The sequence below is a fragment of the Methylohalobius crimeensis 10Ki genome (assembly GCF_000421465.1).
GTDB classification, from domain to species: domain Bacteria; phylum Pseudomonadota; class Gammaproteobacteria; order Methylococcales; family Methylothermaceae; genus Methylohalobius; species Methylohalobius crimeensis.
In genome coordinates this window covers 646,163-669,960 of record NZ_ATXB01000002.1, presented here as the reverse complement: position 1 = coordinate 669,960, position 23,798 = coordinate 646,163, and the positions used below count along the sequence as shown (strand labels likewise).

23 protein-coding genes and 1 pseudogene are annotated in these 23,798 nt (G+C 55.0%); 18 read left to right on the top strand and 6 right to left on the bottom strand.

Features of this window, described 5'->3' with window-relative positions:
• Window positions 1-340 precede the first annotated feature (340 nt).
• The 3 genes from shc to H035_RS0116940 all read left to right on the top strand — a co-directional run bounded on the left by shc (window position 341) and on the right by H035_RS0116940 (window position 4,682).
• Window positions 341-2,401 carry a squalene--hopene cyclase gene (gene shc, locus H035_RS20500; protein WP_161624043.1) on the top strand — a complete coding sequence of 687 codons (2,061 nt, stop codon included), beginning with the start codon at window positions 341-343 and terminating at the stop codon, window positions 2,399-2,401.
• A 48-nt stretch (window positions 2,402-2,449) separates the two neighbouring features.
• Window positions 2,450-3,595 (top strand): 3-deoxy-7-phosphoheptulonate synthase, encoded by a 1,146-nt coding sequence (locus H035_RS0116945; RefSeq protein WP_022950143.1) that lies wholly within the window; start codon window positions 2,450-2,452, stop codon window positions 3,593-3,595.
• A gap of 67 nt (window positions 3,596-3,662) precedes the next feature.
• The gene (locus tag H035_RS0116940) at window positions 3,663-4,682 is read left to right on the top strand and encodes a 2-hydroxyacid dehydrogenase (protein WP_022950142.1); all 1,020 of its coding nucleotides are present in this window, start codon (window positions 3,663-3,665) and stop codon (window positions 4,680-4,682) included.
• Between the two features lie 245 nt (window positions 4,683-4,927).
• Here H035_RS0116940 and H035_RS0116930 read toward each other — a convergent pair whose 3' ends face one another.
• On the bottom strand, window positions 4,928-5,110 hold the full coding sequence (locus tag H035_RS0116930; RefSeq protein ID WP_026596760.1) for a type II toxin-antitoxin system RelE/ParE family toxin: 183 nt from the start codon (window positions 5,108-5,110) through the stop codon (window positions 4,928-4,930).
• A gap of 35 nt (window positions 5,111-5,145) precedes the next feature.
• On the opposite strand from H035_RS0116930, the gene H035_RS0116925 reads away from it, so the two are divergent.
• From H035_RS0116925 to H035_RS0116900, 6 genes and pseudogenes are all read left to right on the top strand, one after another.
• Window positions 5,146-5,550, top strand: coding sequence for a phage terminase large subunit family protein (locus H035_RS0116925; protein WP_022950139.1), 405 nt, complete (start codon window positions 5,146-5,148; stop codon window positions 5,548-5,550).
• On the top strand, window positions 5,547-6,236 hold the full coding sequence (locus tag H035_RS22565; protein ID WP_022950138.1) for a BRO-N domain-containing protein: 690 nt from the start codon (window positions 5,547-5,549) through the stop codon (window positions 6,234-6,236). The genes H035_RS0116925 and H035_RS22565 overlap by 4 nt, the downstream gene beginning before the upstream one ends.
• A gap of 35 nt (window positions 6,237-6,271) precedes the next feature.
• A pseudogene (istB, locus tag H035_RS20490) lies at window positions 6,272-6,868 on the top strand (IS21-like element helper ATPase IstB); the annotation flags it as partial.
• 475 nt (window positions 6,869-7,343) lie between these two features.
• A complete protein-coding gene (locus H035_RS0116910) occupies window positions 7,344-8,477 on the top strand; it encodes a Fic family protein (RefSeq protein WP_200861604.1) in 1,134 nt (377 codons plus the stop codon).
• 97 nt (window positions 8,478-8,574) lie between these two features.
• Window positions 8,575-8,850 carry an AbiJ-NTD4 domain-containing protein gene (locus H035_RS0116905; protein WP_022950135.1) on the top strand — a complete coding sequence of 92 codons (276 nt, stop codon included), beginning with the start codon at window positions 8,575-8,577 and terminating at the stop codon, window positions 8,848-8,850.
• 497 nt (window positions 8,851-9,347) lie between these two features.
• The gene (locus tag H035_RS0116900) at window positions 9,348-11,021 is read left to right on the top strand and encodes an IS1634 family transposase (RefSeq protein WP_022950134.1); all 1,674 of its coding nucleotides are present in this window, start codon (window positions 9,348-9,350) and stop codon (window positions 11,019-11,021) included.
• 303 nt (window positions 11,022-11,324) lie between these two features.
• On the opposite strand, the gene H035_RS0116895 is transcribed toward H035_RS0116900, so the two are convergent.
• Entirely contained in the window at window positions 11,325-11,630 is a 306-nt protein-coding gene (locus H035_RS0116895) for a hypothetical protein (protein ID WP_022950133.1), read from the bottom strand.
• A 662-nt stretch (window positions 11,631-12,292) separates the two neighbouring features.
• Here H035_RS0116895 and H035_RS20485 point away from each other — a divergent pair.
• From H035_RS20485 to H035_RS0116880, 3 genes are all read left to right on the top strand, one after another.
• Window positions 12,293-12,775 carry a helix-turn-helix domain-containing protein gene (locus H035_RS20485; RefSeq protein ID WP_051149723.1) on the top strand — a complete coding sequence of 161 codons (483 nt, stop codon included), beginning with the start codon at window positions 12,293-12,295 and terminating at the stop codon, window positions 12,773-12,775.
• Entirely contained in the window at window positions 12,775-13,287 is a 513-nt protein-coding gene (locus tag H035_RS0116885; RefSeq protein WP_051149724.1) for an IS630 family transposase, read from the top strand. The genes H035_RS20485 and H035_RS0116885 overlap by 1 nt, the downstream gene beginning before the upstream one ends.
• Window positions 13,288-13,416: 129 nt before the next feature.
• Entirely contained in the window at window positions 13,417-14,238 is an 822-nt protein-coding gene (locus H035_RS0116880; RefSeq protein WP_152486099.1) for a hypothetical protein, read from the top strand.
• Window positions 14,239-14,419: 181 nt separating this feature from the next.
• Here the strand turns inward: H035_RS0116880 and H035_RS21070 are convergent, their stop codons facing one another.
• On the bottom strand, window positions 14,420-14,899 hold the full coding sequence (locus tag H035_RS21070) for a transposase (RefSeq protein WP_051149721.1): 480 nt from the start codon (window positions 14,897-14,899) through the stop codon (window positions 14,420-14,422).
• A 91-nt stretch (window positions 14,900-14,990) separates the two neighbouring features.
• Between H035_RS21070 and H035_RS20475 the strand changes: the two genes are divergently transcribed.
• On the top strand, window positions 14,991-15,470 hold the full coding sequence (locus H035_RS20475) for a hypothetical protein (protein ID WP_040575103.1): 480 nt from the start codon (window positions 14,991-14,993) through the stop codon (window positions 15,468-15,470).
• A gap of 28 nt (window positions 15,471-15,498) precedes the next feature.
• On the opposite strand, the gene H035_RS20470 is transcribed toward H035_RS20475, so the two are convergent.
• Both H035_RS20470 and H035_RS0116865 read right to left on the bottom strand, forming a co-directional pair.
• Window positions 15,499-16,668 carry a transposase gene (locus H035_RS20470; protein ID WP_022947284.1) on the bottom strand — a complete coding sequence of 390 codons (1,170 nt, stop codon included), beginning with the start codon at window positions 16,666-16,668 and terminating at the stop codon, window positions 15,499-15,501.
• 44 nt (window positions 16,669-16,712) lie between these two features.
• Entirely contained in the window at window positions 16,713-17,063 is a 351-nt protein-coding gene (locus H035_RS0116865) for a hypothetical protein (protein ID WP_022950130.1), read from the bottom strand.
• A 123-nt stretch (window positions 17,064-17,186) separates the two neighbouring features.
• On the opposite strand from H035_RS0116865, the gene H035_RS20465 reads away from it, so the two are divergent.
• Window positions 17,187-18,851 (top strand): cytochrome-c peroxidase, encoded by a 1,665-nt coding sequence (locus H035_RS20465; protein ID WP_022950129.1) that lies wholly within the window; start codon window positions 17,187-17,189, stop codon window positions 18,849-18,851.
• 77 nt (window positions 18,852-18,928) lie between these two features.
• Here H035_RS20465 and H035_RS22070 read toward each other — a convergent pair whose 3' ends face one another.
• The gene (locus H035_RS22070) at window positions 18,929-19,645 is read right to left on the bottom strand and encodes a hypothetical protein (protein WP_040574317.1); all 717 of its coding nucleotides are present in this window, start codon (window positions 19,643-19,645) and stop codon (window positions 18,929-18,931) included.
• Between the two features lie 91 nt (window positions 19,646-19,736).
• Here H035_RS22070 and H035_RS21065 point away from each other — a divergent pair, with 91 nt between their 5' ends.
• From H035_RS21065 to H035_RS0116840, 4 genes are all read left to right on the top strand, one after another.
• Window positions 19,737-20,216: a transposase gene (locus tag H035_RS21065; RefSeq protein ID WP_051149721.1), complete on the top strand. Its 480-nt coding sequence runs from the start codon at window positions 19,737-19,739 to the stop codon at window positions 20,214-20,216.
• 57 nt (window positions 20,217-20,273) lie between these two features.
• On the top strand, window positions 20,274-20,639 hold the full coding sequence (locus tag H035_RS0116850) for a hypothetical protein (protein WP_022950128.1): 366 nt from the start codon (window positions 20,274-20,276) through the stop codon (window positions 20,637-20,639).
• Window positions 20,640-20,792: 153 nt separating this feature from the next.
• On the top strand, window positions 20,793-22,961 hold the full coding sequence (locus H035_RS20450) for a TonB-dependent receptor (protein WP_022950127.1): 2,169 nt from the start codon (window positions 20,793-20,795) through the stop codon (window positions 22,959-22,961).
• A gap of 50 nt (window positions 22,962-23,011) precedes the next feature.
• Window positions 23,012-23,761, top strand: coding sequence for a hypothetical protein (locus H035_RS0116840; protein ID WP_026596759.1), 750 nt, complete (start codon window positions 23,012-23,014; stop codon window positions 23,759-23,761).
• Window positions 23,762-23,798 lie beyond the last annotated feature (37 nt).

Here is a 23,798-nt window from a genome sequence, read left to right as displayed (position 1 = left end):
TGGCAGGACTCAGGCCTCTTCGCAACAATGCCGTTAAGCTGTTCTACCATTGCGCGGTGCAAGAAATGCAACAGAAAAACGTCCTACTGACTTTTTTATCTGATTTCGAGCAGTTCCACGTCAAAAATCCGGGATCGATGGAACCAATCTGTCCACCGGCCCCGCGGCTAGACTATTGGAACTGCTGAACTCGGTACTCCGCACGACCCCGGGCCGCTCATGCCGCCCGGTAGAATCGAATTTGTCCAACCGTCCAAGAACATTCGGCTTGAGCGGAGTACGCGCGTTTGGATATCATTGCATACCGTGCCACCACTAGGGTGGCCGAATGCTCCACCGAATGGAAAACAAAAGGACCCGCATGCACCAGTCTGGCACCGCCGCCCGCTCTAGCGCCGTCAGCCGAGCCGCTGCTCATGTCGGCGCCGAGACCGAGCTCGATCGGGCGCTCGCCGAGGCGACCGACGCGCTGCTCGCCCTACAGCACGAAGAGGGCTGGTGGAACGGCGAAGTCGAGGCGAACCAGACGCTCGACGCGCAGTATATTTTCCTCCTCCACTACACGGGCTTGCTCGAGCGGCCCGAGTATCAGGACAAGGCGCGCCGACTGGCCAACTGGATCCGCCGGATGCAGCGGCCCGACGGCACGTGGGCGATCCACTACGACGCGCCTGGATGCATCTCGGTCACGACCGAGTCGTACACGGCGCTGAAGCTCCTTGGCGACCCCGCCGACGCGCCGCACATGGCCAAGGCACGCAAGTTCATACGCGCCCACGGCGGCCCGACGCGCACGCGCGTGCTGACCCGCTATCAGCTGGCCCTGTTGGGTGAGCTGGACTGGGTCGCTTGTCCCAGCCTCCCGGTCCAGTTGATGTTCGTGCCGCGTGTGAGCCGGTTCAACATCTACGAGCTGTCCTACTGGTCGCGCGTGTGCACCGTTCCGCTCGCGGTGCTGACCGACTACAAGAAGGTCGTCCCCGTCTCCGAGGGGCGAGGGATCTCCGAGCTGTATCCGGCGCCCGTCGACCCCGACGTCCTCTACGAAGGCGCCGAGGACATCCGCGGCGTGTCGAGGGCCCACTTCTTCGTCAAGGCGGACAAGGTCCTCAAGTGGTGCGAGCGACGCGGGATCAATCCCCTCCGCGAGCGCGCCCTCGCCAGGGCCAAGCGGTGGATCCTCGACCATCAGGACGATTCGGGCGACTGGGGCGGAATCTTCCCGGCGATCGCCAACTCCCTGCTGGCCTTGTACGTGATGGGCATGGATGTGGACGCCGACCCGTTTCTGCGGGGCATGCAGGCGCTGGAGCGGTTCGAGTGGCCCGATGAAGTCCGCGACGAGACGCACGTCGCGCCTTGCGTCTCGCCGGTGTGGGACACCGCCTGGAGCGTGCTGGCCCTCGTGGAGGCGGGTGTCCGACCCGACACCGACCCCGTGGCGCGCGCTTGCGACTGGCTCACTTCGATGCAGATTCAGCGTGAGGGTGACTGGGCGGTCAAGGCGAAGGACGTCCCGGCCGGCGGCTGGGCGTTCCAGTTCTACAACGACTTCTACCCCGATACCGATGACAGCGCGGTCGTCATGATGGCGCTCACGAACGGAAGCCCCGAGTCCGAGGGCGCCCGCCGCGCTGCCCTGGACCTCGCCCGCCGGTGGTTGCTGGGCCTCCAGAACGGCGACGGCGGCTGGGGCGCTTTCGAGCTCGAGGTCAACGACGAACGCTTCAACGAGATCCTCTACAACGACGAGAAGAACATGCTCGACCCGAGCACCGTCGACGTGACGGGCCGAATTCTCGAGATGCTCGGTGTGCTGGGGGCCTCGCGTTCGGATCCGGTCGTGCAGCGCGCCGAGGCCTACGTCCGCCGCGAGCAGGAGCCAGACGGCAGCTGGTGGGGTCGGTGGGGCGTGAATTACGTCTACGGCACCTGGTCGGTCGTCCGGGGTTTGGCGGCGCTCGGGGTTGGCCCCGACGACCCCGCCATGCGCGCCGCCGGCGATTGGCTCGAGCGTTACCAGCAGGACGACGGTGGCTTCGGCGAGTCGTGCGCGTCGTACCTGCCGGGCCACGAGGGCGAGACCTGTGCCCCGACCGCCGCCCAGACTGCGTGGGGGCTGATGGGCCTGATCAGCTGCGGCCGCGCCGCCGGCGACCCCGTCCGCCGGGCCGCCGATTGGTTGATCCGCAACCAGGAGGAGGACGGTCTGTGGTGCGAGAACGAATTCACCGGCACCGGCTTTCCCAACGCCTTCTACCTAAAGTACCACCACTACCCGAAATACTTCCCGGTACTCGCCCTGGCGGTATACCGGAACGCAAAGGCCAAGCGCGCCTTCACGCGCGCCGCGGCGCACCGACGCCTGCACGATGCGAAAACGGCCGATGGATCCCGCTGATCGAGGCCAAGACGATCGCGTCTCGACAGACCGTTCGAATATGTGATAATGGCGCTCACCGTCATCTTGCGAGCGATCGGCGCCATGATACTCATCCTTACCCCAGACATCGACATTGCCGGCGACGATTACCGTCGACTGATGGATCATCTCTCTCATCTGCCCAACATCAAGACCCGGATTCACCAGGAAATCGGCACTCAGCAGACCCTGACCGAGGTCTATCTCGTCGGCGATACCGCGGCGTTGGCAGTGGCGGCGATGGAGCAATTACCCGGCGTCGATCGGGTGGTGCGGGTCTCCGAGGAGTACCGGATCCTCGGCCGCCACCGGGACGATAAGCGTGCCACCTACTTCGACTACAACGGGGTGCGCTTCGGCCAGGACAATCTCCACGTCTTCGCGGGACTGTGCGCCGTGAACAGCCCCGAACACGTGGAAGCGATGATGAAGGCGCTCAAGGACAACGGCCAGGTATGCACGCGGATGGGCGCCTACAAACCCAGGACCAGTCCTTATTCATTTCAAGGGTACGGCAAGGCCTGCCTGCCTTATGTCTTCGAATTGGCGGGCAAATACGGTATCCGCGTGATCGCCATGGAGGTGACCCACGAGGCGCACGTGGCGGAGATCCACGAGGCGCTCGAGCAAACCGGTCATCCCACCGGGGTGATGCTGCAGATCGGCACCCGCAACACCCAGAACTTCGAGCTTTTGAAGAGCGTCGGTCGCCAGCGGGAATTTCCGGTGCTGTTCAAACGCGGTTTCGGGATCACCCTGGAGGAATCGCTCAACGCCGCCGAATATCTCGCCAGCGAAGGCAATCGCAAGGTGGTTTTCGGGCTCCGCGGGATGAAGACCAACATGGGTGATCCGCACCGGAATTTCGTCGACTTCGCCCATGTCCCCGTGGTCAAGCGCCTCACGCGCATGCCGGTGTGCATCGATCCGTCCCATTCGGTGGGCTCGCGGGAGAGCGATCCCGACGGGATTCTCGATGTTTTCCACGTCACCGCGCAGGGAGTGATCGCCGGTGCCAACATGATCCTGGTGGATTTCCACCCCGATCCCTCTCATGCATTGGTGGACGGACCGCAGGCCCTTCTGCTGGAAGAGCTTCCCTTATTCCTGGAAGACGTCCGAATCGCCCGCGAAGCCTACGAAAAGCGCCTTGCTCTGATAAACCTTCTGTGATAAGCCGGTCGGGTAGGGGGGTCGGTGCTTAATATTTCAATGATTGGGAGAAGTCCCGGGATAGGCAATGAAAATCGCATTATTCTCCACCAAGCCTTTCGACCGTCGTTTTTTCGAGCGGGCCAATGGAAAGGGAAGGCACGAGATCCATTTTCTGGAATCCCGCCTCAGCCCGGAGACGGTGGCGCTTGCGCGAGGTTATCCCTGTATCTGCGTGTTCGTTAACGACCAGTTGGATGCCGAGGTGATTTCCCGACTGGAAAGCGGCGGCACCCGCTTCATTGCCCTCCGCTGTGCCGGCTTCAACAACGTGGATCTTCACGCGCTCGCCCGAGCGAAGCTGAAGCTCGTGCATGTGCCGGCTTATTCCCCCCATGCCGTCGCCGAACACGCGGCGGCCCTGGTTCTGGGGCTCAATCGCCATCTTCCGAGGGCGTACAACCGGGTGCGGGAGGGCAACTTCTCCCTGAGCGGCCTGGAAGGCTTCAACCTGTTCGGCAAGACGGTGGGCGTGATCGGCACCGGTCGGATCGGGGCAACCTTCGCGCGCATCATGAAACACGGTTTCGGCTGCCGAGTGATCGCCTTTGATCCCTATATTAACGAAGAATGTCGGGAGATGGGCGTGGAATATCTCTCTCTTCATGAACTCTATGCAGTCTCGGATGTGATCAGCGTGCATTGTCCTCTGAATCCGAAAACCCACCACCTGATCAACGGCGAAGCCGTGGCGCGGATGAAGCGCGGAGTGATGCTGATCAACACCAGCCGGGGGGCGGTGATCGACACCCTGGCGGTAATCGAAGGGCTCAAGTCGGGCCGGGTGGGATCATTGGGGATCGATGTCTATGAACAGGAAGGCGACCTGTTTTTCGAGGATCTCTCCGACCAGGTCATTCAGGACGACGTCTTCGAGCGCCTGATCACCTTCCCCAACGTCCTGGTCACCGGCCATCAGGGGTTCTTTACCGAGGAGGCCCTGACCGCCATTGCCGAGGAGACGCTGGACAATATCAGCCGTCTGGAAGCCGGCGGGAAGTGCGAGAACGAGATCGTTCCCGAGCGCGTGCTGGCGAGGAACCGCTAACGAGTTGTTTTGTCGATCCTTGTCAGGTGTGACGGAACGCTTGCCTGCGACGATCTCACCGATGCGGCGCTGAGGCACCTCGATTTCCTTGGCCAGCCGGTACTGGGTGATGCCCATCGGTTTCAGGAATTCCTCCAAGAGAATTTCGCCTGGATGGACGGGCGGCAACTTCCCCGAGGATAGATCCGCCGCATCGGAAAAGTCCGTCCGTTCCAGATCTTCGGCACGAATGTTCATAAAACCTCTCAATGGTAATCCACAATCTCGACATTCCAGGCATGGCCGTCCCGCCACTCGAAGCAAACGCGCCATTGATTGTTGATGCGGATACTCCATTGACCCTCCCGGTCGCCGGAAAGTTTTTCCAGCCGGTTGCCGGGGGGAACACGCAATTCTTCCACGGAAGCAACCCGATTCAGAAGCGCCAGTTTCCGACACCCACCCGCTGGTGGAAGTCGTCACCATGAAAGAGCGCCCGGGTGGGCTATACCAAAACCTCGGCCATGTGATCGGCTACCACAGCCACCAGGACCCGTGTTCCATGCTGATCGTCCAGCCCACCGTGGCCGGACTCTCCCGGGTGGAGGACAGCTTTCAGAAATCCAGCCCGGGCTATTTCGTCCTGACGTGCCCCGACTGCGGTCTCGAGCACGTCCGCGGCTTCGAAACGGCGGAGATCAAGCAGCCCCGGATCGAGGCCGAAATCGGCGGCTGGGGCGTCGGCGAGGAAGCCTGGTCCATCGATCACCTCATCCTGCCGGGCGACCTGGTCCTAGGCCCGGTCTTGGCAGGCCCGTGCGGTTCGCCTCCCTGTTTTGCCAAGGCAGCGAGGTGGTTCCCAACTTCAAGCCTAGGAGAAACGTTATGAATGCACGCCTTCCTTCCACCCTTACTTTTGAGGGTACCGACCTTACTATCATCGACCGAGACGGGAAGCCATGGATCGCTGCCGCAGATCTAGCCCGAGCGTTGGGATACTCGGAAACCAGAAAAGTCACTCGCTTGTATTCCCGTCATCCCGACGAATTCAGCAAGGATATGACGCAAGTCATTGATGCATCATTGGCGCCCAAAATGGGCATTCGCATCTTCTCCCCCCGAGGCTGTCACCTCATCGCCATGCTCTCCCGAACCAACCGAGCCAAGACATTTCGCAAATGGGTCCTCGATGTACTGGAAAGCTTGGCGAACCAACCGCCCAAGCCTCTCCCTAAACTGCCACCCCAAACCGAACCCGACCTCGGCTCCAAGACCCGCCAAGAGATCGACCGCCGCGCCCAGGAATTGTCCGTCGAAGCGTTCCAGCGTGCCCGCGACGCCCTGGAGGACCTGGCCCGACAATGGAAGCAGCTTCAACCGCACATTTCGGACGGCGGGCTAGCCGAATTCATCCAGGCGCGCGATCTTCGCCGCGAAAATTATCTGGTGGTCCGCAGCCTTGCGTTCTATGGCATGACCGAAAAAATGGCCAGGCTGGGTCCTTTGGTGAAGGAGATTCAGGAGGCCATCCATGAGTTGGAGGAGGAGACCGGTGTGAAATGCTATAGCCATTGATGGATGATTGCCGGGCGCCGGGATGCGCCTGGACGGCGAGGTTCCCGGCGATTAAGACGCTCCAGGACTATGATTTCGAGTTCGCTACCGGCGCTCCCCGAGCGCAGCTTTTGGAACTGACCTCGCTGGCCTTCATCGAGCGAGCCGAGAATATCATCCTGCTCGGCCCCAGCGGGGTGGGCAAAACCCATCTGGCGATTGCGCTGGGCTATCTGGCCACCCAGGCGGGCATCAAGACACGCTTTCTCAGCGCCGCCGACCTGATGTTGCAACTGGAAACCGCCCAACGTCAGGGCCGCTACAAGGAATTCATGCGCCGCAGCGTTAGCCATCACCGGCTGTTGATCATCGACGAGATCGGCTACCTGCCTCTGTCCCGCGAGCAGGCCAACCACTTCTTCCAGGTGGTGGCCAAGCGCTATGAGAAAGGTTCAGTGATCCTCACCTCCAATTTGACCTTCGGACAATGGGATCAAGCCTTTGCGGGAGATACCGAGCTGACGGCGGCGCTCCTGGACCGTCTGCTGCATCATTCCCATGTGGTGCAGATTCAGGGGGAAAGCTTTCGGCTGAGGGAGAAACGTCAGGCCGGCGTGTTTCCGGCCTCCAAAACCAGGGACGGTTCAAGATAACCGGGTGGGTCAGATTTCAATCGGTGGATTTTGCCAAAGTGGGTCACTTTTCAATCGGTGTTGACAAAGTCTTGATTCACTGTACGGCAGCTGCTGCTATGCTGAAAAAGTAGCAGGCTAGGGGGGGTAAGTAAGGATGTATGGTTCAGCTGCTGTCCGCTGCTTTACTTCCCGATTTGATAGCCGCCGCGCTTTGCGCTTTAGCTATTAATCCATTCGAGCCACGGCGATTCTGAGCAAGTGTCTAAATAAAAATCGCTTGCCTGTGATGCTCGAGGCTCAACAGCTGATCCGTTAAAGCACACAGAGTCTTCCACGGCCTCCATCCCTTATTCCGTTTCCTGTACTTCTCGGTATCCTTTGCTTGTAATTTTGTACTCGGCTAGAATGTAGTTGTGAGCGCCAAACTAATTTTTAAAATTTGTTGAATTACAGATGGTTAGTTCTCTTTATTGTAAATATGGTGGTGGTAGGAATGAATTTTAATCTCAGACTTGTGAGTCCTAGCTTTGATTCTCCCCTTACAGACACGTTGATAGAGCTGAATCATTTGAGAAAGCTACGCCTGCAGGGGACGACTGCGCCTTGGATCTTTTTTCAGCTCAAGAACATTTTCCATATTCTTGAAAGCGTAGGGTCTGCGAGGATAGAGGGGAATAGGACTACGATTTCTGAGTACATCGAGAGAAAAATCGAGAATAAAGAACGCTCAAGTGAAAGATTTTCCGAAATTGCAAACGTTGAAGCAGCAATGGATTTTATTGAGAAGAATATTGATGAAGGCTCTGATATTACTCACCATTTTGTCCGAGAACTTCACCGCTTAGTAGTCAGCAACTTAACTCGAGAAGGGGACAAAACCCCTGGAGCTTATCGTACTTGGAACGTAGAGATTACAGAATCCTCACACATACCACCTGAGCACTTTCAAGTTCAATCCTACATGGATGAGTTGTTGGAGTTTGTGAACAAAAAAGATCCGGACAAGTATGATCTTCTTAAAACCGCGATCGCTCATCACCGGTTTACCTGGATTCATCCTTTCGGTAATGGAAATGGGCGAGTCGTCAGGTTGCTCACTTATGTATTGCTGATAAAATATGGGTTTAACGTAAAGGATGGCAAGATACTTAATCCGACAGCTGTCTTTTGTAACGATAGAGATTTCTATTACGAAAGACTATCTGAGGCGGATACAGGTACTGATGAAGCGCTACTTAAGTGGTGTGAATACGTTCTTACAGGGATTCTCCAGGAGGTTACTAAAGTAAATAACCTTCTGGACTTTGACATCTTATATAAAAAAATATTAGTTCCAACGCTTAATTTGGCGATTGATCGCGGTTATATCAATAAAGATGAGGCTAAAGTTCTAAGTGTAGGGATAAAGAAACAGTATTTTAAAGCTGGTGAGCTGGATGATGCCTTGGAAGGGCTAACCACTAGGCAGCGCACACATCTAATAAAAAAAATGAAAGATTCTGGTTTTATCAGGCCGCTCAAAGAAAATGGACGAACATATTATGTGAGCTTTATGAATAATTTCCTCATGAGAAGCCTGATTCAGATTCTGGAGAAAGAAAACTTTATTCCACCAATCAATCAATAGCGCTTTAACATGTAGAAATTAAATTCTATAAATTTCATACGTTAATAATAGCATAGACAGAATCGGTCTAGGACTGATTCTGTGTCTGAGGTGATTCATGACATTCAGTAAGCGAATGGGCATCGTTGAACGGAGCACGCTGTTGCAGCGTGATTCGATGAATGCCGAACTTCGTAACTCACTCTGGAATGTGCTGGATGAGGTGGTTTGGAGTTCATCTGACTTTATGTATTACCAACATGGCGAGGAAGCGATTTATGGTTTTAGTAAGGTGCTTTGGTTTCATTATTTTAAGCGCCCTATCGATGAGCGCCTCAATCGCTTGGGTTATATCTTGAAGGAGATTCGCGCTTACTTGTCGTGTCCCGGATGATTGACGACACGTTTATGAAACAAGTGTGGGTGTGATCTTTGCCAATATTAAGGGTCAGAGTAACATTTACCGGCTATTATAATTAAATATATAAATATTACTTTGACCCTTAATATTGTTCCAGCAATGGGACACCCGCCTCAACCAGATGGCGAAAGCACCACTTCAGGAGGAGAAATTCTACACTCAGCAAGACGTTTCACTTCTTTTGGGCTCACCCCCATCGAAGTGTGAGCAACTTCCAAATGCAAGTCCGAAGATCGGTATCTATCTAGAAGCGGACGAGCCAATAAGCAAGTTCATCGTCCCAGGTAGTCCGGCAGCGGTCGCCGGGATTGAACCGGGTTTCCCAACTTCGACACTTCCTCCTCCCCCATTTCTGATATAAGCCAGTAATGACAGGCGTTCCCGATGTTTTGTGCGGCGATTCTTGTAGTGCCATCTTTTTCGTATATATCTCTTTATGTATGGATATATGGAGGGCGTAATGTCATGCCATGTATGTTCGTGTATCCAACTCCGGCGGCCGAAAATATCTACGTCTGGTCGAATCCTATCGGGACGAAAACGGCCGAGTTCGCCAGCGTCACATCGCCCAGCTCGGCCGCTTGGATGAACTGGACGAAGGCCAAATCAACGGGCTGATTCAGAGCCTGCGCCGCTTTAGCGGAACGGAAGTGCCCGAGGCGCACGAAGGGATCTCTCCTCAGTTCGAACGGGCCCTCGAAGTGGGTCCCACTTGGCTCTTGACGGAACTGTGGGAGACCTTGGGGTTGGGGCCGATGCTCCGTCAGGCGTTGCGTTCGGGTCGGCGGCGATTCGACGGCGAGGCGGCGGTGCGGTTGATGGTGTTCAATCGCCTGTGCGATCCGGAGAGCAAGCTGGGCTTGCTGCGTTGGCTGGAACAAGTGGTGGTACCGGGCATCGATGGCTCGCGGATTTCCCATCCGCACTTATTGCGGACGATGGATGCCCTGATGGCCAAGCGGGAAGCCATCCACAAGGCGTTGAGCCGCCGCTTGCTGCCTTTGCTGGATCGGGAAGTCTCGGTGGTCTTTTACGATTTGACCACGATCCGGATTCAGGGCGGGGGTAAAGTGGCAGACGATCTGAGGCGTTACGGCCTGAGCAAGGAACTGAAAGGCCCCGCCCGCCACGTGTTGGGGCTGGTCCAGACCGCCGACGGCTTGCCGCTCGATTTCGAGCTGTTCGAGGGCAACGTCGCCGAAGTCAAAACCCTGTTGCCGATGCTCGAGCGTTGCCTTCAGCAATACCCCATCGAACGGGTGATCGTGGTGGCCGACCGGGGACTGCTGAGCTTGGATAACGTGGCCGACCTGGAACAACTGACCCTGGCCGATGGCCGCCGGCTCGACTATATTCTGGCGGTGCCCGCCGGTCGTTACCGGGATTTTGCCGAGTGCATCGATGGGGTGGCCTTTGCCGGGGAAAGCGAAAGCGTGCGCGAGGATCGACTCGACGGCCGCCGGGTCGTGGTCGCCCACGATCCGGAAAGGGCCCAAATCCAACGGGAACGGCGACGCCGCAAACTCGATGAATTAGTCGCCTTGGGGGATCGGTTGGCCCAAAAGCTCGACGCCCAGGATGCCGGTCAGACCGAACGCGGCCGCCGGGCGAGCGATCGGGGCGCCTATAGCCGCTTCGCTCGGGCCGTCCATGAGGCCCACTTCAGCCGCTATATCCATACCGAACTCGACAGCGACCGGTTCACCTTCCGCGTCAACGAACCGGCATTGGCGCGATCGGAAAGGCTCGACGGCAAGCGGGTGCTGCTCACCAACGCCTGGGACTTCCAGGCCGAAGACATCGTCGCCCGTTACAAAGCCCTGGCGGACATCGAGCGTGGCTTCCGGGTGCTCAAGCAGGACATCGAAATCGCTCCGGTCTATCACTACAAACCGGACCGGATCCGCGCCCATGCCCTGATTTGTTTCCTGGCGCTACTGATGCACCGGGTTATGCGCCGCCGCCTCAGGCAATGCCACGCGCCTTTCAGCGTCGAGCGCGCCCTGGAAAAACTGCGGGCCATTCAGCTGCATCAAGTCCAGATCGGCTACCGGACATTCCGAGGCCTGACCCAAATGACCGCCGAACAACTCGATCTGTTCAAAACCATGGAGGTCTCTCAACCCAAGATCGACGCCTTGTAGTGCAAAAATTAAAAACAGGGGTCAATAAAAACAAATACTTACACCCCTAACTGTCGAACTTGGGGGGCGGGATCGTCCACATCACCGGGGCGCACAGCGCGCGGGTTTCGCCGGATCACCGTCCGCCTGGTGCTGTTCGACGAAGTGGACGGCTACCCCAGTTGGCGCTTATGCCGCAATACCCCCCCCCGCTGCGGATCGGAGATGGTGCTGAGAACCGCCAGGCGGGGAGAGGGGAAAGGTACTCGGTTTTGGGGCTGCGCCGGCTTTCCGAGGTACCGGGGAACGCGGGCGGCTTAGAGGTTAAAAGGTGATACCCAGGTGTTTCTCGGCACAGCTTTGACAGATTTCTTGGTCAAGCATGTGGCCGGCGTTCATTCGTTCTCTGCAATATCCACAGACACGGAAAAACCGCGGCGTTTCAAGCGCCTTCATTTGGGCTGCCGCCAGACGCTCGGCCGTGGGACATTTGGACCACCGGCGGAAAACCTTCCAACTGAAGTCTGGATCATGGGGGCCGTTCCATGTGACCACGCCTACTTCGAGAATGGTTTTGCCGTCCCTTTCCACCAGTCGCATGAAGTCGGCAATCAGTTCATCGTTGGTCATCACACATGATCTCCGAATATTGCTGCCACACCGCACGCTCAGGGCAGGAAGCGGCATAGTCAGAATGAGCGGGCTTCCCCCGAGAATCTGTTCTGTGTACAGAATTCCTGCGGCGTTGGCAACTGTCTGAATGTGAAACCTAGCCATAATCGCCCAATCGCCAAACTATGTCATATCACATAGTGCTGTGTGATATGACACACCTTTGCATGTTTTAGGTGCGCCTCCATTTCCCAATAATCCTATGCGTATCAAGGGGTTGTTGTAAGTGGTATGGTACTTGCAATCAATCATGATCGACTGATACTCGAAACCATCCGTCGCGATGGAAAAACTTCGAGATTTGCCGGTGAATCATGAGGGAGCGCTTTCGCCGGAAAAAGCCGCGAATGTGCCCGGTCCGGTGGTCCATCGATTGGAACGGTGCAGAGAAAGCGGCTCGAGGTGCCTGATCTGTCAATAACCTGCAACTTGGGAAGGAAGGTATAGGAGTTGAGTGGGAGCGGATTTCGTAATCAATTATTATTAAGAGCGAGATGAAAATGACGATTAAATTCTCAGTTAAGGCCGTTTTAATATCCTCGGCGCTAACCTTTAAGTCCTTCGCAACAAATTGACATGCATTAAAATGACGTTTTTTTGAACTGAGGGACAAGCGGACAATGGGCGTGAAAGCGATAGAATTGAGCGAAGGCGAGCGGGAAACGCTGCGGGCGATTATCAAAAAAGGCGTGGATTGGCGGGAGCGTGACCGAGCGGAAACGATCTTGGCCTTGTCGGAGGGGCGGACGGTGGCGGAGGTTGCGGAAACGCAAGGGGTGAAGCCGGAAACGGTGCGGGTGCGGCGGCGGAAATGGCTGAAAAGAGGTTTTGCGAGCTTGCCGGACCGGCAACGCAGCGGGGCGCCCAGCAAACTGACGGACGAACACCGCGTGCAGTTGAGGTGCTGGGTCGAGGCGGAGCCGTTGACGGCGCGCGTCCTACTGACGCGGCTGGAGCGGGAATTTGGCGTGAAGATCGGCGCGACGACGCTGCGCAACGAATTGAAGCGCCTGGGCTATGTCTGGAAGCGCACGCGCTACTGTTTAAAAAAAAGCGTGATGAAGGACGTTTTGAGCAAGCCCAGCGGGATATCGCCGAACTGATGACCCAGGCCCAGGCGGGTGCAATCGAACTGGCTTACGTGGACGAGGCGGGTTTTGCGCCGCAACCGCCGAACCGCTCGGCGTGGACGGCGAAAGGCGAGACGCACGCCGTTGCACCCAAGCGGGCAAAGCGTCTGAACGTGATCGGCGCGTTACTGTCGTCGGGCAGACTGTTTATGACCAAACTGTGGTGGAACGTCAGCGGACTGTACTTTTTTGCCTTCCTGATGGCGCTCGTGGAGCGTGTCAAGAAGCCGTTGGTGGTGATTTTGGATAACGCCTCGATCCATACCGCCAAGTCCTTGCAGCCATATTGGGAACTGCTGGAAGAAAAAGGGTTGCGTTTCTACTTCCTGCCCCCTTATAGCCCGGAGTTGAACCGCATCGAAATGTTATGGCGTAAGATGAAATACGAATGGCTCCCGTTCAAGACGTTCACGCCGGAAGAACTCGAACAGGCAATCGGTGAAATCGGGGCCGGTTTTGGCTCGGAATACATGCTGACTTTCTGATAAGCACTTAACGCCTCCGTCAATGCGGAAGATACGTGGGTCAACGATGACAATATTCTCGAACCGGGAACCACGATTCAGGCGATCGCCGCAAATTCCAACAAGAACAGCTACACCGGTAATCCGGCTTTGGATAATTTGGCTTGGGGCATGCAGGGCACTTGGCTTAGTTTTGAAGTGAAGGAACCGAGCGATGTGCTTATCTCGTTATCGTCGGCATCGGGAAATGCGCCAGGGTTCACGGTCTATCGAACCGATGGTCCTTTTACGGGGGAAGGTACGGGAGTAAGTAATAAAAATGGTACCGAAGGGTCCATCCATGCCTTCAATCAAGTCGCGCAGGCGGGGGAGCAGGGCATCATTTGGGCGACGGATGACGATGTATCCGATTCATTGGAAGGAAATACCACAGAACAGGGGATCGTTGAAACGCTGGGATATGTCAATGGATCCGGAAAAAATTACGAGAATTTTTACGGCTATCAAGTCGCGGCCGGCGCACACGATTTAAGCATCAGTAACGAATATGAAAATGGTGTTTTCGGTAGTGTCAGCCACTCTTCCGGTGTGGATGGAAATACCAACTACGCCAATTTAACGCTGCTGAATTTGCAAGCCGGTTATTACACGATATTTCTTGGCGGAACGGACACGGACGGCATCGATACCCCCATCGATGTCAAAGTTTCGGGAGTTCCCTTATCGCCGGCCGATTGCTTGTTGAACTGGGAAGAAAAAGAAAATCCGACGTTATATCCCAGAAGTTCGGGGGCCGAGCCAAAGGGTTTGGTATCTCAGACCAAGCTTCAATACTATGTCCGTTATTATTCTGAAACCAATACCTATCTTGGCGTTTCCTCCGATAACCATGTTTATTCTTTAGGTCCCAATGATCCGGAACCGGTGGATTTGGGCCTTGTTTCGGAAATGCTGCCGGAAACCTGTCAATAAGAAGGCTGAGGATATTAGCCGGACATGGACAAATGCCCGGCTAATATCCTTCTGCACAATCAATTTTGGTTAGGGGTTTTATCGATACGCCTATTTCAGGCGAAAGCGGGCGCATCGATGGGGGTGTCGAGTGATCCCTGCCAGGCATACGCGCCAACTTAAGCCATAACCGACTGATTTATTAGGCATTGCTCAATCCTTGTTTCCTGCAATGCGCCAATAATTCGATCACCGGCCCCGGAAGCGTCTGCAATGCCCTTTTCCGTGGTCGCTCCATCATGACTTTCCGGCACGGATCGTAGTTTTGCGTTTGCCAATGCCACGGCGCCTGAATGGCCGTATCGATCGCTTGTTTGAGCAGTTGCCACAGGCGCCACCCGGTTCCCTGGCGCGGCCGGTCCAGACAGGTCCATTGCCGGCCAAAGCGTTGGCCGGCCAATTGTTCCAACACCAGGGTATAGAGCAGTTTGCCGTACAAATACACCCGGGCCAGTTCGCTTCCCTGTCGAGCCCGCAGCCGATCCCACGCCAACAGGCTTTTCAGGCGCTTGATATACAGTTCCACCTGCCAGCGCAGCCGGTACAATTCGCCGAGGGTTTCGGTAGGGAGCAGTTCCGGCGGCAGATGGGTCAGTACCAGCACCCAACCGGCCAGGGACAAGGCCGCTTTCGACGGTGTATAGCCTTTTTTTTGCCTGGCGTCTCAGTCGCTGCCGGGCCTTTTCCGCCTCGGCCGGGGGCAGGGGCAAGGCATGCAGCGTCATGTCGACGTACGCTTTTCGTTTCGCATCGATCACCCGGACCGGCCGGCGCTGACAGGTCTTTCGGTTCTGAAGCCAGTCATACACGTCCACCTTGCGCAGGGATTCGTCGTACAGGTTCATGCCATGCGGGTTGTATCGCAAGACCACGCTCACCCCATGCTCACCCGCACGGATCAGGCTCAAAGGCTGGTTGTAGCCACGATCCACGACCACCACATCCCCGGATTGAAAAGGGAAATGATCCAGGCTTTCCCCCGTATGAGCATCGCTGACTTCGACCGTCACCAGCTCCAACTTCACCAGGTCAATGGCCAAATGCAGCCGATAACTGATCCCGGAGGCGCCGGGCACCTGAACCGTGCTGCCATCCGCGATCAAAAACCGCAAATGTCCCGGGGGCAGGCCAACTTGGCCTGCTTCATGCAGGTGCTGACACATCGCCTTCAGCCACGGACCCTGACTGCCTGACAAAACTCATTTTTCCATGCAAAATCAGTCATGTAGTGGAGTCAGGGATACAAAAGGTATATTGCCAAGGTAATTCCTCCATCCAGCGCGAACGATCCGAGGCCGTAGGCACGGGAGCGGGGTCGTCGGCGGAAGGCAACCACAACCGATCGATAAGCGCCTTCCCGCAAGCCAGGGCATGGTGGATCCAGTTCCAGCCGATACGGGCATAGCTCAAGCCCCGACACCAATGCGGATCGACGGTTCTACGCTGCCCCTCGGCTACCACTGCCGTCCCCTGACAGGTCACGATCCAGGTGGCCACCGCCATCACAAAGCACAGCCGATCCAAGACCTCGGCTTGCCGAAGCCGGGAAGACGCCCATTGAAACCCATTGGATTTATGGTCCAGAAACCCTTCCTCGATGGCAAAACGCTTGCCGTAATCGGCGAGGGTCGTTTCATCGGTCCATTCATCGCTCAGGATCAGCCAGGGTTCCTTGGCGCCTTTTTCCCAACCCACGGCCACGTTCACCGCTTCATGCACCTTCCAGAGATAAACAGTGTGGTAATAACGCACCTGGCCGGCATCCACGCACCACTTCAGCGGGCGGTAACCAGCGCCGCTCCATCGCCAAGCCGGCGTATTGCGCTTCATCCGAATCCGGCAGTGCCAATCCGGTGTCCGTTTGATCCAGCGCACCAACTGCAGATGACAAAATCCACGATCGGCCAGCAAAATCACCTCAAAACCTTTCAGGCGGGAGACACTTTGCGCCAGAACCGAGCGGTAGACCTGAAAGGCCACGCTGGCACTGGGTTGCCGTTTCACCTTCCAGGCCACCGGAATCGCCCGACCCCGATACACCAACGCCACTTGAATCACACAGAAACTATTCCATAGCATCGTCGTATCCAAGGCCACGTATACGCGGCGTTCCTCGCCCGTCGGTAACCACCCTTTCAACAGCCCCGCATACACCTCATTCACATCGATCCGTCCGTTACTCAACCAACGCCGGAATCGCCGCTCAATGCTTTGGGCATAGCGGGCGCGGCTGTCCACATACACCACCCACCGGCTCAAACCGATGCCCCCACTCAACAACAATCCTGCGATCATCCAAGCGACCGTCGAAAGATGTCGCATATCTCGCCACGGCGCTTGTTTCAAAACCTGGGTTACCGTAACGTACATCCGTGTGGAAGGGTTGTTCATGGGCAATTTCGTCCTTTATCAATCATCATCTCGGACGATCTACCCTACAATCCTTCCGCGCCCTCCGCGAGTTTTGTCAGGCAGCCAGGCCACGGACCACAAGCCTTCAACCGCTTATGGACGGCCGTGTCGGTGATCTGTTCTTGCAGCAGCGTCACCCTGCCGGCCGTCCCTCTCAGACTCAGATCCACTCCGCAATACAGCATCACCACCTGCAGCAACTGGAGGGGACTGGTGATCTTGCGCCCCCGGACAAAGGCCCGGAATTCATAGGCCATCGCTTCATAGTCTTCAGGCAACGCTTGCACAAACTGCTCGAATGCGATATCAACACGGTTCGGAAGTGACGACATCTCCGGCTCCTTCAATTTGGTCGTTGAAAAAGCTGAGATCATGCCGTCACTTCCCCCTAAAAATCAATGCCTTATGCGCTTAAGTTGGCGCGTATGTCCCTGCCAGGTTAGTTGATTGGGTGTTGTGTCTTGTACCGAAGTTAGGCGCTTATCGCCGAAGTCCATATGACCCTATTTTATCGTTGGCTATTGTGTTGGTTGTTGCTATCGCCATCGTCGAGCGCCATAGCGGCCGATGAATTGCCGCTTGGACCGATGCCGATCAGCCTGAAGCATTTGCCGGTACCCGAAGTACCGGGATTGCTGGATGGACCTGATCCCATTGTGGTGGACAAAACGGCCGCGATCGCGTTGGGAAAAGCATTGTTTTGGGATGCCAACGTCGGCAGCGACGGAATGGCCTGCGCTTCTTGTCACTTCCACGCGGGCGCCGATCGGCGCATAAAAAATCAAATGGCCCCGTCCGGACAATCCGGACCGATTGACCAGGATTTTTCTGGCTTTGCGGCAAACCGCACCTTGGGCATTGACGATTTTCCCCTGCATCGCAGACAGGATCCGTTGCAAGAATTGTCTCCGGTTGTGCTCGACAGCGATGTGGTGATTGGCTCCGCAGGCACGTTTGGCGGGGAGTACAGGGGTGTGGACCTCGATGACAGTGGCATCGAGGATTGCCAACGCACGGTCGATGAAATTTTCCATGTGGGGCCCTACGGCACTCGGCGAGTCACCTCGAGGAACGCACCAAGCGTGATCAATTCGGTTTTCAACCATCGCAATTTTTGGGATGGCCGAGCAAATCATATATTCAATGGCAGTAGTCCTTGGGGGGATCGCGATCCGGATGCCGGTGTATGGGTAATGAATAAGGAAGGAACCGTCAGCAAGCAACGCTTGCATTTGTTAAATGCCTCACTGGCCTCGCTCGCAACGTCGCCGCCTCTGAATACCAACGAAATGAGTTGCAGTCAGCGATCGTTGCCGGATATCGGCAGAAAGTTGCTGCACCGCCGACCCTTGGCGAGGCAAAAGGTTCATTGGAATGACAGCGTGTTAGGGCGTTGGAGTCCGAGCCGGCCGGGCAAGCTGTTGCCGGGGCTCGAAACGACCTATGAGGCGTTAATTAAGAAGGCTTTCAACCGCAAATTTTGGTCCTACGAAGGAGCCGGTGAATTCGGCGGCCCTCTCAAGGGACAAGCTTACCGCCAAATAGAAGCAAACTTTGCCATGTTTTTTGGGCTGGCGATCCAGCTTTATGAAAGCACTTTGATATCCGATGAGTCGCCATTCGATAATAGCCGGCGCGACGCGAATAATGTACCGGTCGATCTCAGCGAATCCGAGTTGCGTGGTTTGACGCAATTCAGGCTCAACTTATGTTCCCATTGTCACTTGGGCCCCAATTTTACTTCCGCATCGGTGAATGCCAATGCAGCTTTAGCAAAGGCCCGCCCAGAAGTATTCGGAGAGCCCGGCAACAAAATCAGCACCACAACCAATGTGGTCAATCGCATCCCGGTATTTGCGCGCAATAAGGCGATGTTGGTGTTTTCCGATACCGGCTTCGCATCTACCGGCGTCGCCAAGGAAGCAGCGGACATCGGATTGGGTGGCGTTGATGTTTTTGGCACCCCCTTGTCTTTCAGCGAGCAATATTTTCAATATTTGGCGGGTAACGATACGGGAGTAAAGGATGATGCGGTCCGTCAGGTCCGCGCCTGTGATTTCCAAGCGCCATTCGCGATCAATTTCGAGCCGCCATATATTGCCACAAGCTTATTTACCGTCGCTGATGGCATTCGGCCCATACGCGCCAACTTAAGCGCATAAGGCATTGATTTTTAGGGGGAAGTGACGGCATGATCTCAGCTTTTTCAACGACCAAATTGAAGGAGCCGGAGATGTCGTCACTTCCGAACCGTGTTGATATCGCATTCGAGCAGTTTGTGCAAGCGTTGCCTGAAGACTATGAAGCGATGGCCTATGAATTCCGGGCCTTTGTCCGGGGGCGCAAGATCACCAGTCCCCTCCAGTTGCTGCAGGTGGTGATGCTGTATTGCGGAGTGGATCTGAGTCTGAGAGGGACGGCCGGCAGGGTGACGCTGCTGCAAGAACAGATCACCGACACGGCCGTCCATAAGCGGTTGAAGGCTTGTGGTCCGTGGCTGAAGGCGATGTGTCAGCACCTGCATGAAGCAGGCCAAGTTGGCCTGCCCCCGGGACATTTGCGGTTTTTGATCGCGGATGGCAGCACGGTTCAGGTGCCCGGCGCCTCCGGGATCAGTTATCGGCTGCATTTGGCCATTGACCTGGTGAAGTTGGAGCTGGTGACGGTCGAAGTCAGCGATGCTCATACGGGGGAAAGCCTGGATCATTTCCCTTTTCAATCCGGGGATGTGGTGGTCGTGGATCGTGGCTACAACCAGCCTTTGAGCCTGATCCGTGCGGGTGAGCATGGGGTGAGCGTGGTCTTGCGATACAACCCGCATGGCATGAACCTGTACGACGAATCCCTGCGCAAGGTGGACGTGTATGACTGGCTTCAGAACCGAAAGACCTGTCAGCGCCGGCCGGTCCGGGTGATCGATGCGAAACGAAAAGCGTACGTCGACATGACGCTGCATGCCTTGCCCCTGCCCCCGGCCGAGGCGGAAAAGGCCCGGCAGCGACTGAGACGCCAGGCAAAAAAAAGGCTATACACCGTCGAAAGCGGCCTTGTCCCTGGCCGGTTGGGTGCTGGTACTGACCCATCTGCCGCCGGAACTGCTCCCTACCGAAACCCTCGGCGAATTGTACCGGCTGCGCTGGCAGGTGGAACTGTATATCAAGCGCCTGAAAAGCCTGTTGGCGTGGGATCGGCTGCGGGCTCGACAGGGAAGCGAACTGGCCCGGGTGTATTTGTACGGCAAACTGCTCTATACCCTGGTGTTGGAACAATTGGCCGGCCAACGCTTTGGCCGGCAATGGACCTGTCTGGACCGGCCGCGCCAGGGAACCGGGTGGCGCCTGTGGCAACTGCTCAAACAAGCGATCGATACGGCCATTCAGGCGCCGTGGCATTGGCAAACGCAAAACTACGATCCGTGCCGGAAAGTCATGATGGAGCGACCACGGAAAAGGGCATTGCAGACGCTTCCGGGGCCGGTGATCGAATTATTGGCGCATTGCAGGAAACAAGGATTGAGCAATGCCTAATAAATCAGTCGGTTATGGCTTAAGTTGGCGCGTATGCCCTATATGCATAACGGGGGTATGGCAACCTTGGAGCAAGTGATTAATTTTTATGCAAGAGGGGGAAATTTTTCCAATGATGCCAAGGAAGTCACCCTCGTCTTTCCTTTACCCCGATTGAAATATTCCGACCAGAATCGTAAAGATCTTATCGCATTTTTAAAAACATTGACCGATGATCGGGTTCGTTATCAAAGGGCACCGTTCGATCATCCGGAACTCATTGTTCCGCACGGGCATGAAGGCGATGAGACGATGGTTGATTATTACGATATGTATCCTGATTTCGCTAAAGATGGAATGCTCGTGCTTCCAGCCGTGGGGGCATCCGGAACAGATCATCCGTTGCAACCCTTCGCCTATTATCTAGCAGACCATACGCAATAATCGTGATCATCGGAAATGCCGCGACACAAATTGTTTTAAATTCCGAGCGCCGGCGTCCCGCCCCCCAGAGGCCAATCCTTCCAGTCGATTTTTAAAGACAATTGTATCTATTCTTGCCTTTCGATATTGCACCGTTGAATCCTGAGAATCTTGATGAAAAACAACAAAGCATTATTGCTGACGATTTCGGCCGGGCTATGTGTTTTTACAACCGCCAATGCCGAAGAACAAAATGAACATTTAACACCCAATGATCATTCCTTCATCTACTTGGATGAGCTCATAATCAAAGAAGATCTGATCGATGGCGGGATTTTATCGAAAGAAACGATTAAAAAAGAAGAGATTGTGAGAAAACAATCCCGCATTTCCGATACGGCGAAATTACTGGAAGACACGTCAGGCATCAGCTTGCAAGCCGGCGGCGGCGTCTCTTCAATACCCGTCATGCGCGGTCTCAATGATAATCGCATCAAAATTGATGTGAATGGCATGACCGTTAACTCAATTTGCCCAAATCATATGAACCCGCCGCTGGCGAATATCGACCGTAGCAATATCGGCAGCATTACCGTCATCAAAGGGATAACGCCCGTTAGCATGGGAGGTGACAGCATCGCGGGAACTATTTCGGTGGAGTCTCCCGAACCCGAGTTTTCTGAACCCGGCGAAGCGCTTTTGATCACAGGGCGGGTTTCCTCTTTCTATCGCAGTAATGGCGATTCCTATGGGGGAACGATTGCTGCGGGCCTTGCCAATGAAAATTTAAGATTTGACTACACGGGGTCCCATACGCAAAGCAATAATTACGAGGACGGCACTGGAAGCAATATCAAATCAACCAATTATAAGAATCAAAATCATGCCGCCAGCTTGGCCATGAAGTTTGATTCGCATTTGTTGGAAATCAAAGGTGGGCAGCAACATATTCCCTTTGAAGGGTTTCCAACCGCTCGAATGGATATGACCAATAACGATAGTATTTTCGGAAATGTCCACTATCAAGGTTTTTTCGATTGGGGCAACCTGGACGGAAAACTGTATATCGGGAGAACCAATCATACCATGAACTTTGGATCCGATAGAGATGCGCCGGAACCCATGCCGATGAAGACGCGGGGCAAGCATCACGGGTTCAATCTGCAAGCCGAGATTCCTTTCCAACAGGACGATACCTTTCGCTTCGGTTCCGAATTTCACAGTAGCAAAATTAAGGACTATTGGCCGCCGACATCCTTATTGCCAAGCATGATGGGTCCCGAAACGTTCATTAACCTCAATAATGCCATACGGGACCGCTTCGGCGCGTTTGCCGAATGGGAAAGATTCTGGACCGACGAGTGGAGAACCATGCTAGGTCTGCGATACGACCATACCACGACCGATACCGGCGATGCGGAACCCTATAACAATATTACCGATGATTTCGAGCAAGCGGCCGCCTTTAATTCGCTGAATCATGAACGCAACTTTAGTACCTTCGATGTCACTGCCTTAGTGCAATATACGCCGAATCATTGGGGCAGCTATAGTCTTGGTTATGCGCGAAAAAACCGCGCTCCATCGCTTCATGAGCTATATCCATGGAGTACCAGTCCCATGCCGATGACCATGATCGGTTGGTTCGGTGATGGTAACGGTTATGTGGGAAATATCGATTTAAGGCCGGAAACGGCTCACAATATTGCCCTTACCGCCGAGTTTATCGATCATGAGCAGGAAACTTGGCGTCTCAAAATAAGCCCGTATTTTAGCTACGTCGAAGATTATATCGATGCCGATCTCTGTGAAGAATGCAGGCAGCCCACAAATGGTTTCTTCTATCTGCGAATGGCTAATCACGACGCTTGGCTATGGGGGGTTGACGTGACCGGTACGTTGAAGCTGTCCGAAGATCCATCCTATGGTGAGTTTTCTACGCAAACCGTTATGAGTTACGTGCGTGGCAGGCGCACGGACGGGGATAATCTTTATCACATGATGCCATTCAATCTTAAATGGAGTCTGAACCATAAACTGGGAGGCTGGCAAAGTTCGTTTGAAATGCAATTTGTGGATGAAAAGGACGATGTACAGGAAATTAGAAATGAATTGCGAACATCTTCCTATATTTTGCTGAATGCCAAAACGAGTTACCAATGGAAATTCATTACCGTAGATGTCGGTTTGGATAACATTCTCGACAAACAATATTTTCATCCTTTATCCGGTGTATATATTGGCGACCAAAATGCAATGACTTTAAATTCATCACGGCCGAAAACGACCAATCTTCCCGGTCAGGGGCGATCTGTCTATGTAGGCCTGACTCTTTCTTATTAAAAAGTAGAAGCGAGTCGGTATTCAATTCTCAAAAAGTAAGAGGAAGTAAAATGAAAGCATTTAAATTATTTATTGCATCGGGCTTGGCCTTTGCTGCAATGACCGTAGCCCATGCCGAACCACTGAATTATGAGGTAAAAGTTGTTTATTGGGATGATACCGAGTTTAGAGGGTCATTCGATTATGATGCCGATACCCAGAAAGTGACGAACCTTCAAGGTCTGCTGGACGATACCCTGATGGGAAACATAGAGGAGATTCGTTATCAGCTTCACACGACAGGCGATGGAAAGGGCGGTATAACGGCCTATGCCTTTGCCATGAATACCACCGAAATAGATACGAATCCTCCAGTCAATAACAATGTGGCCGTAGCGATCAACTTCAACGCCATAGACCCCGTCCTCGGCCCCACTGATCCCGATCAATTGGCTTACATGGATTGCAGTCCCGGAGGGTTAATGGGGCAAACCTGCATGTATCACTTATCATGGCATGATCCGGTTTACCCGATGGAAGGCGGCCACGGTATCCTATCGGAAACGATTACCGCTGCCGGGGGGCAACTGTCTCGTTCCGACTGCTTATTAAACTGGGCGGAAAACAGCTACCCTAACATGTTTTCTCCGGCGCAAGCCGCTTCGCAGTCCTCCTCCCCTTATTATTATCGCTTTTACCCCAACACGAATCTCTACATGGGCATCTCAGCCGAAGATTCTCATGTCTATTATTTAGAGCAAGGTGCTGATTTACGGGATGTGGGACATTTAGCGGACTGGTTGGCGCTCGCAGGCTGTTAGCGGCCGGCGGCGGTTACTCAACGCCTGTCGCAATTGA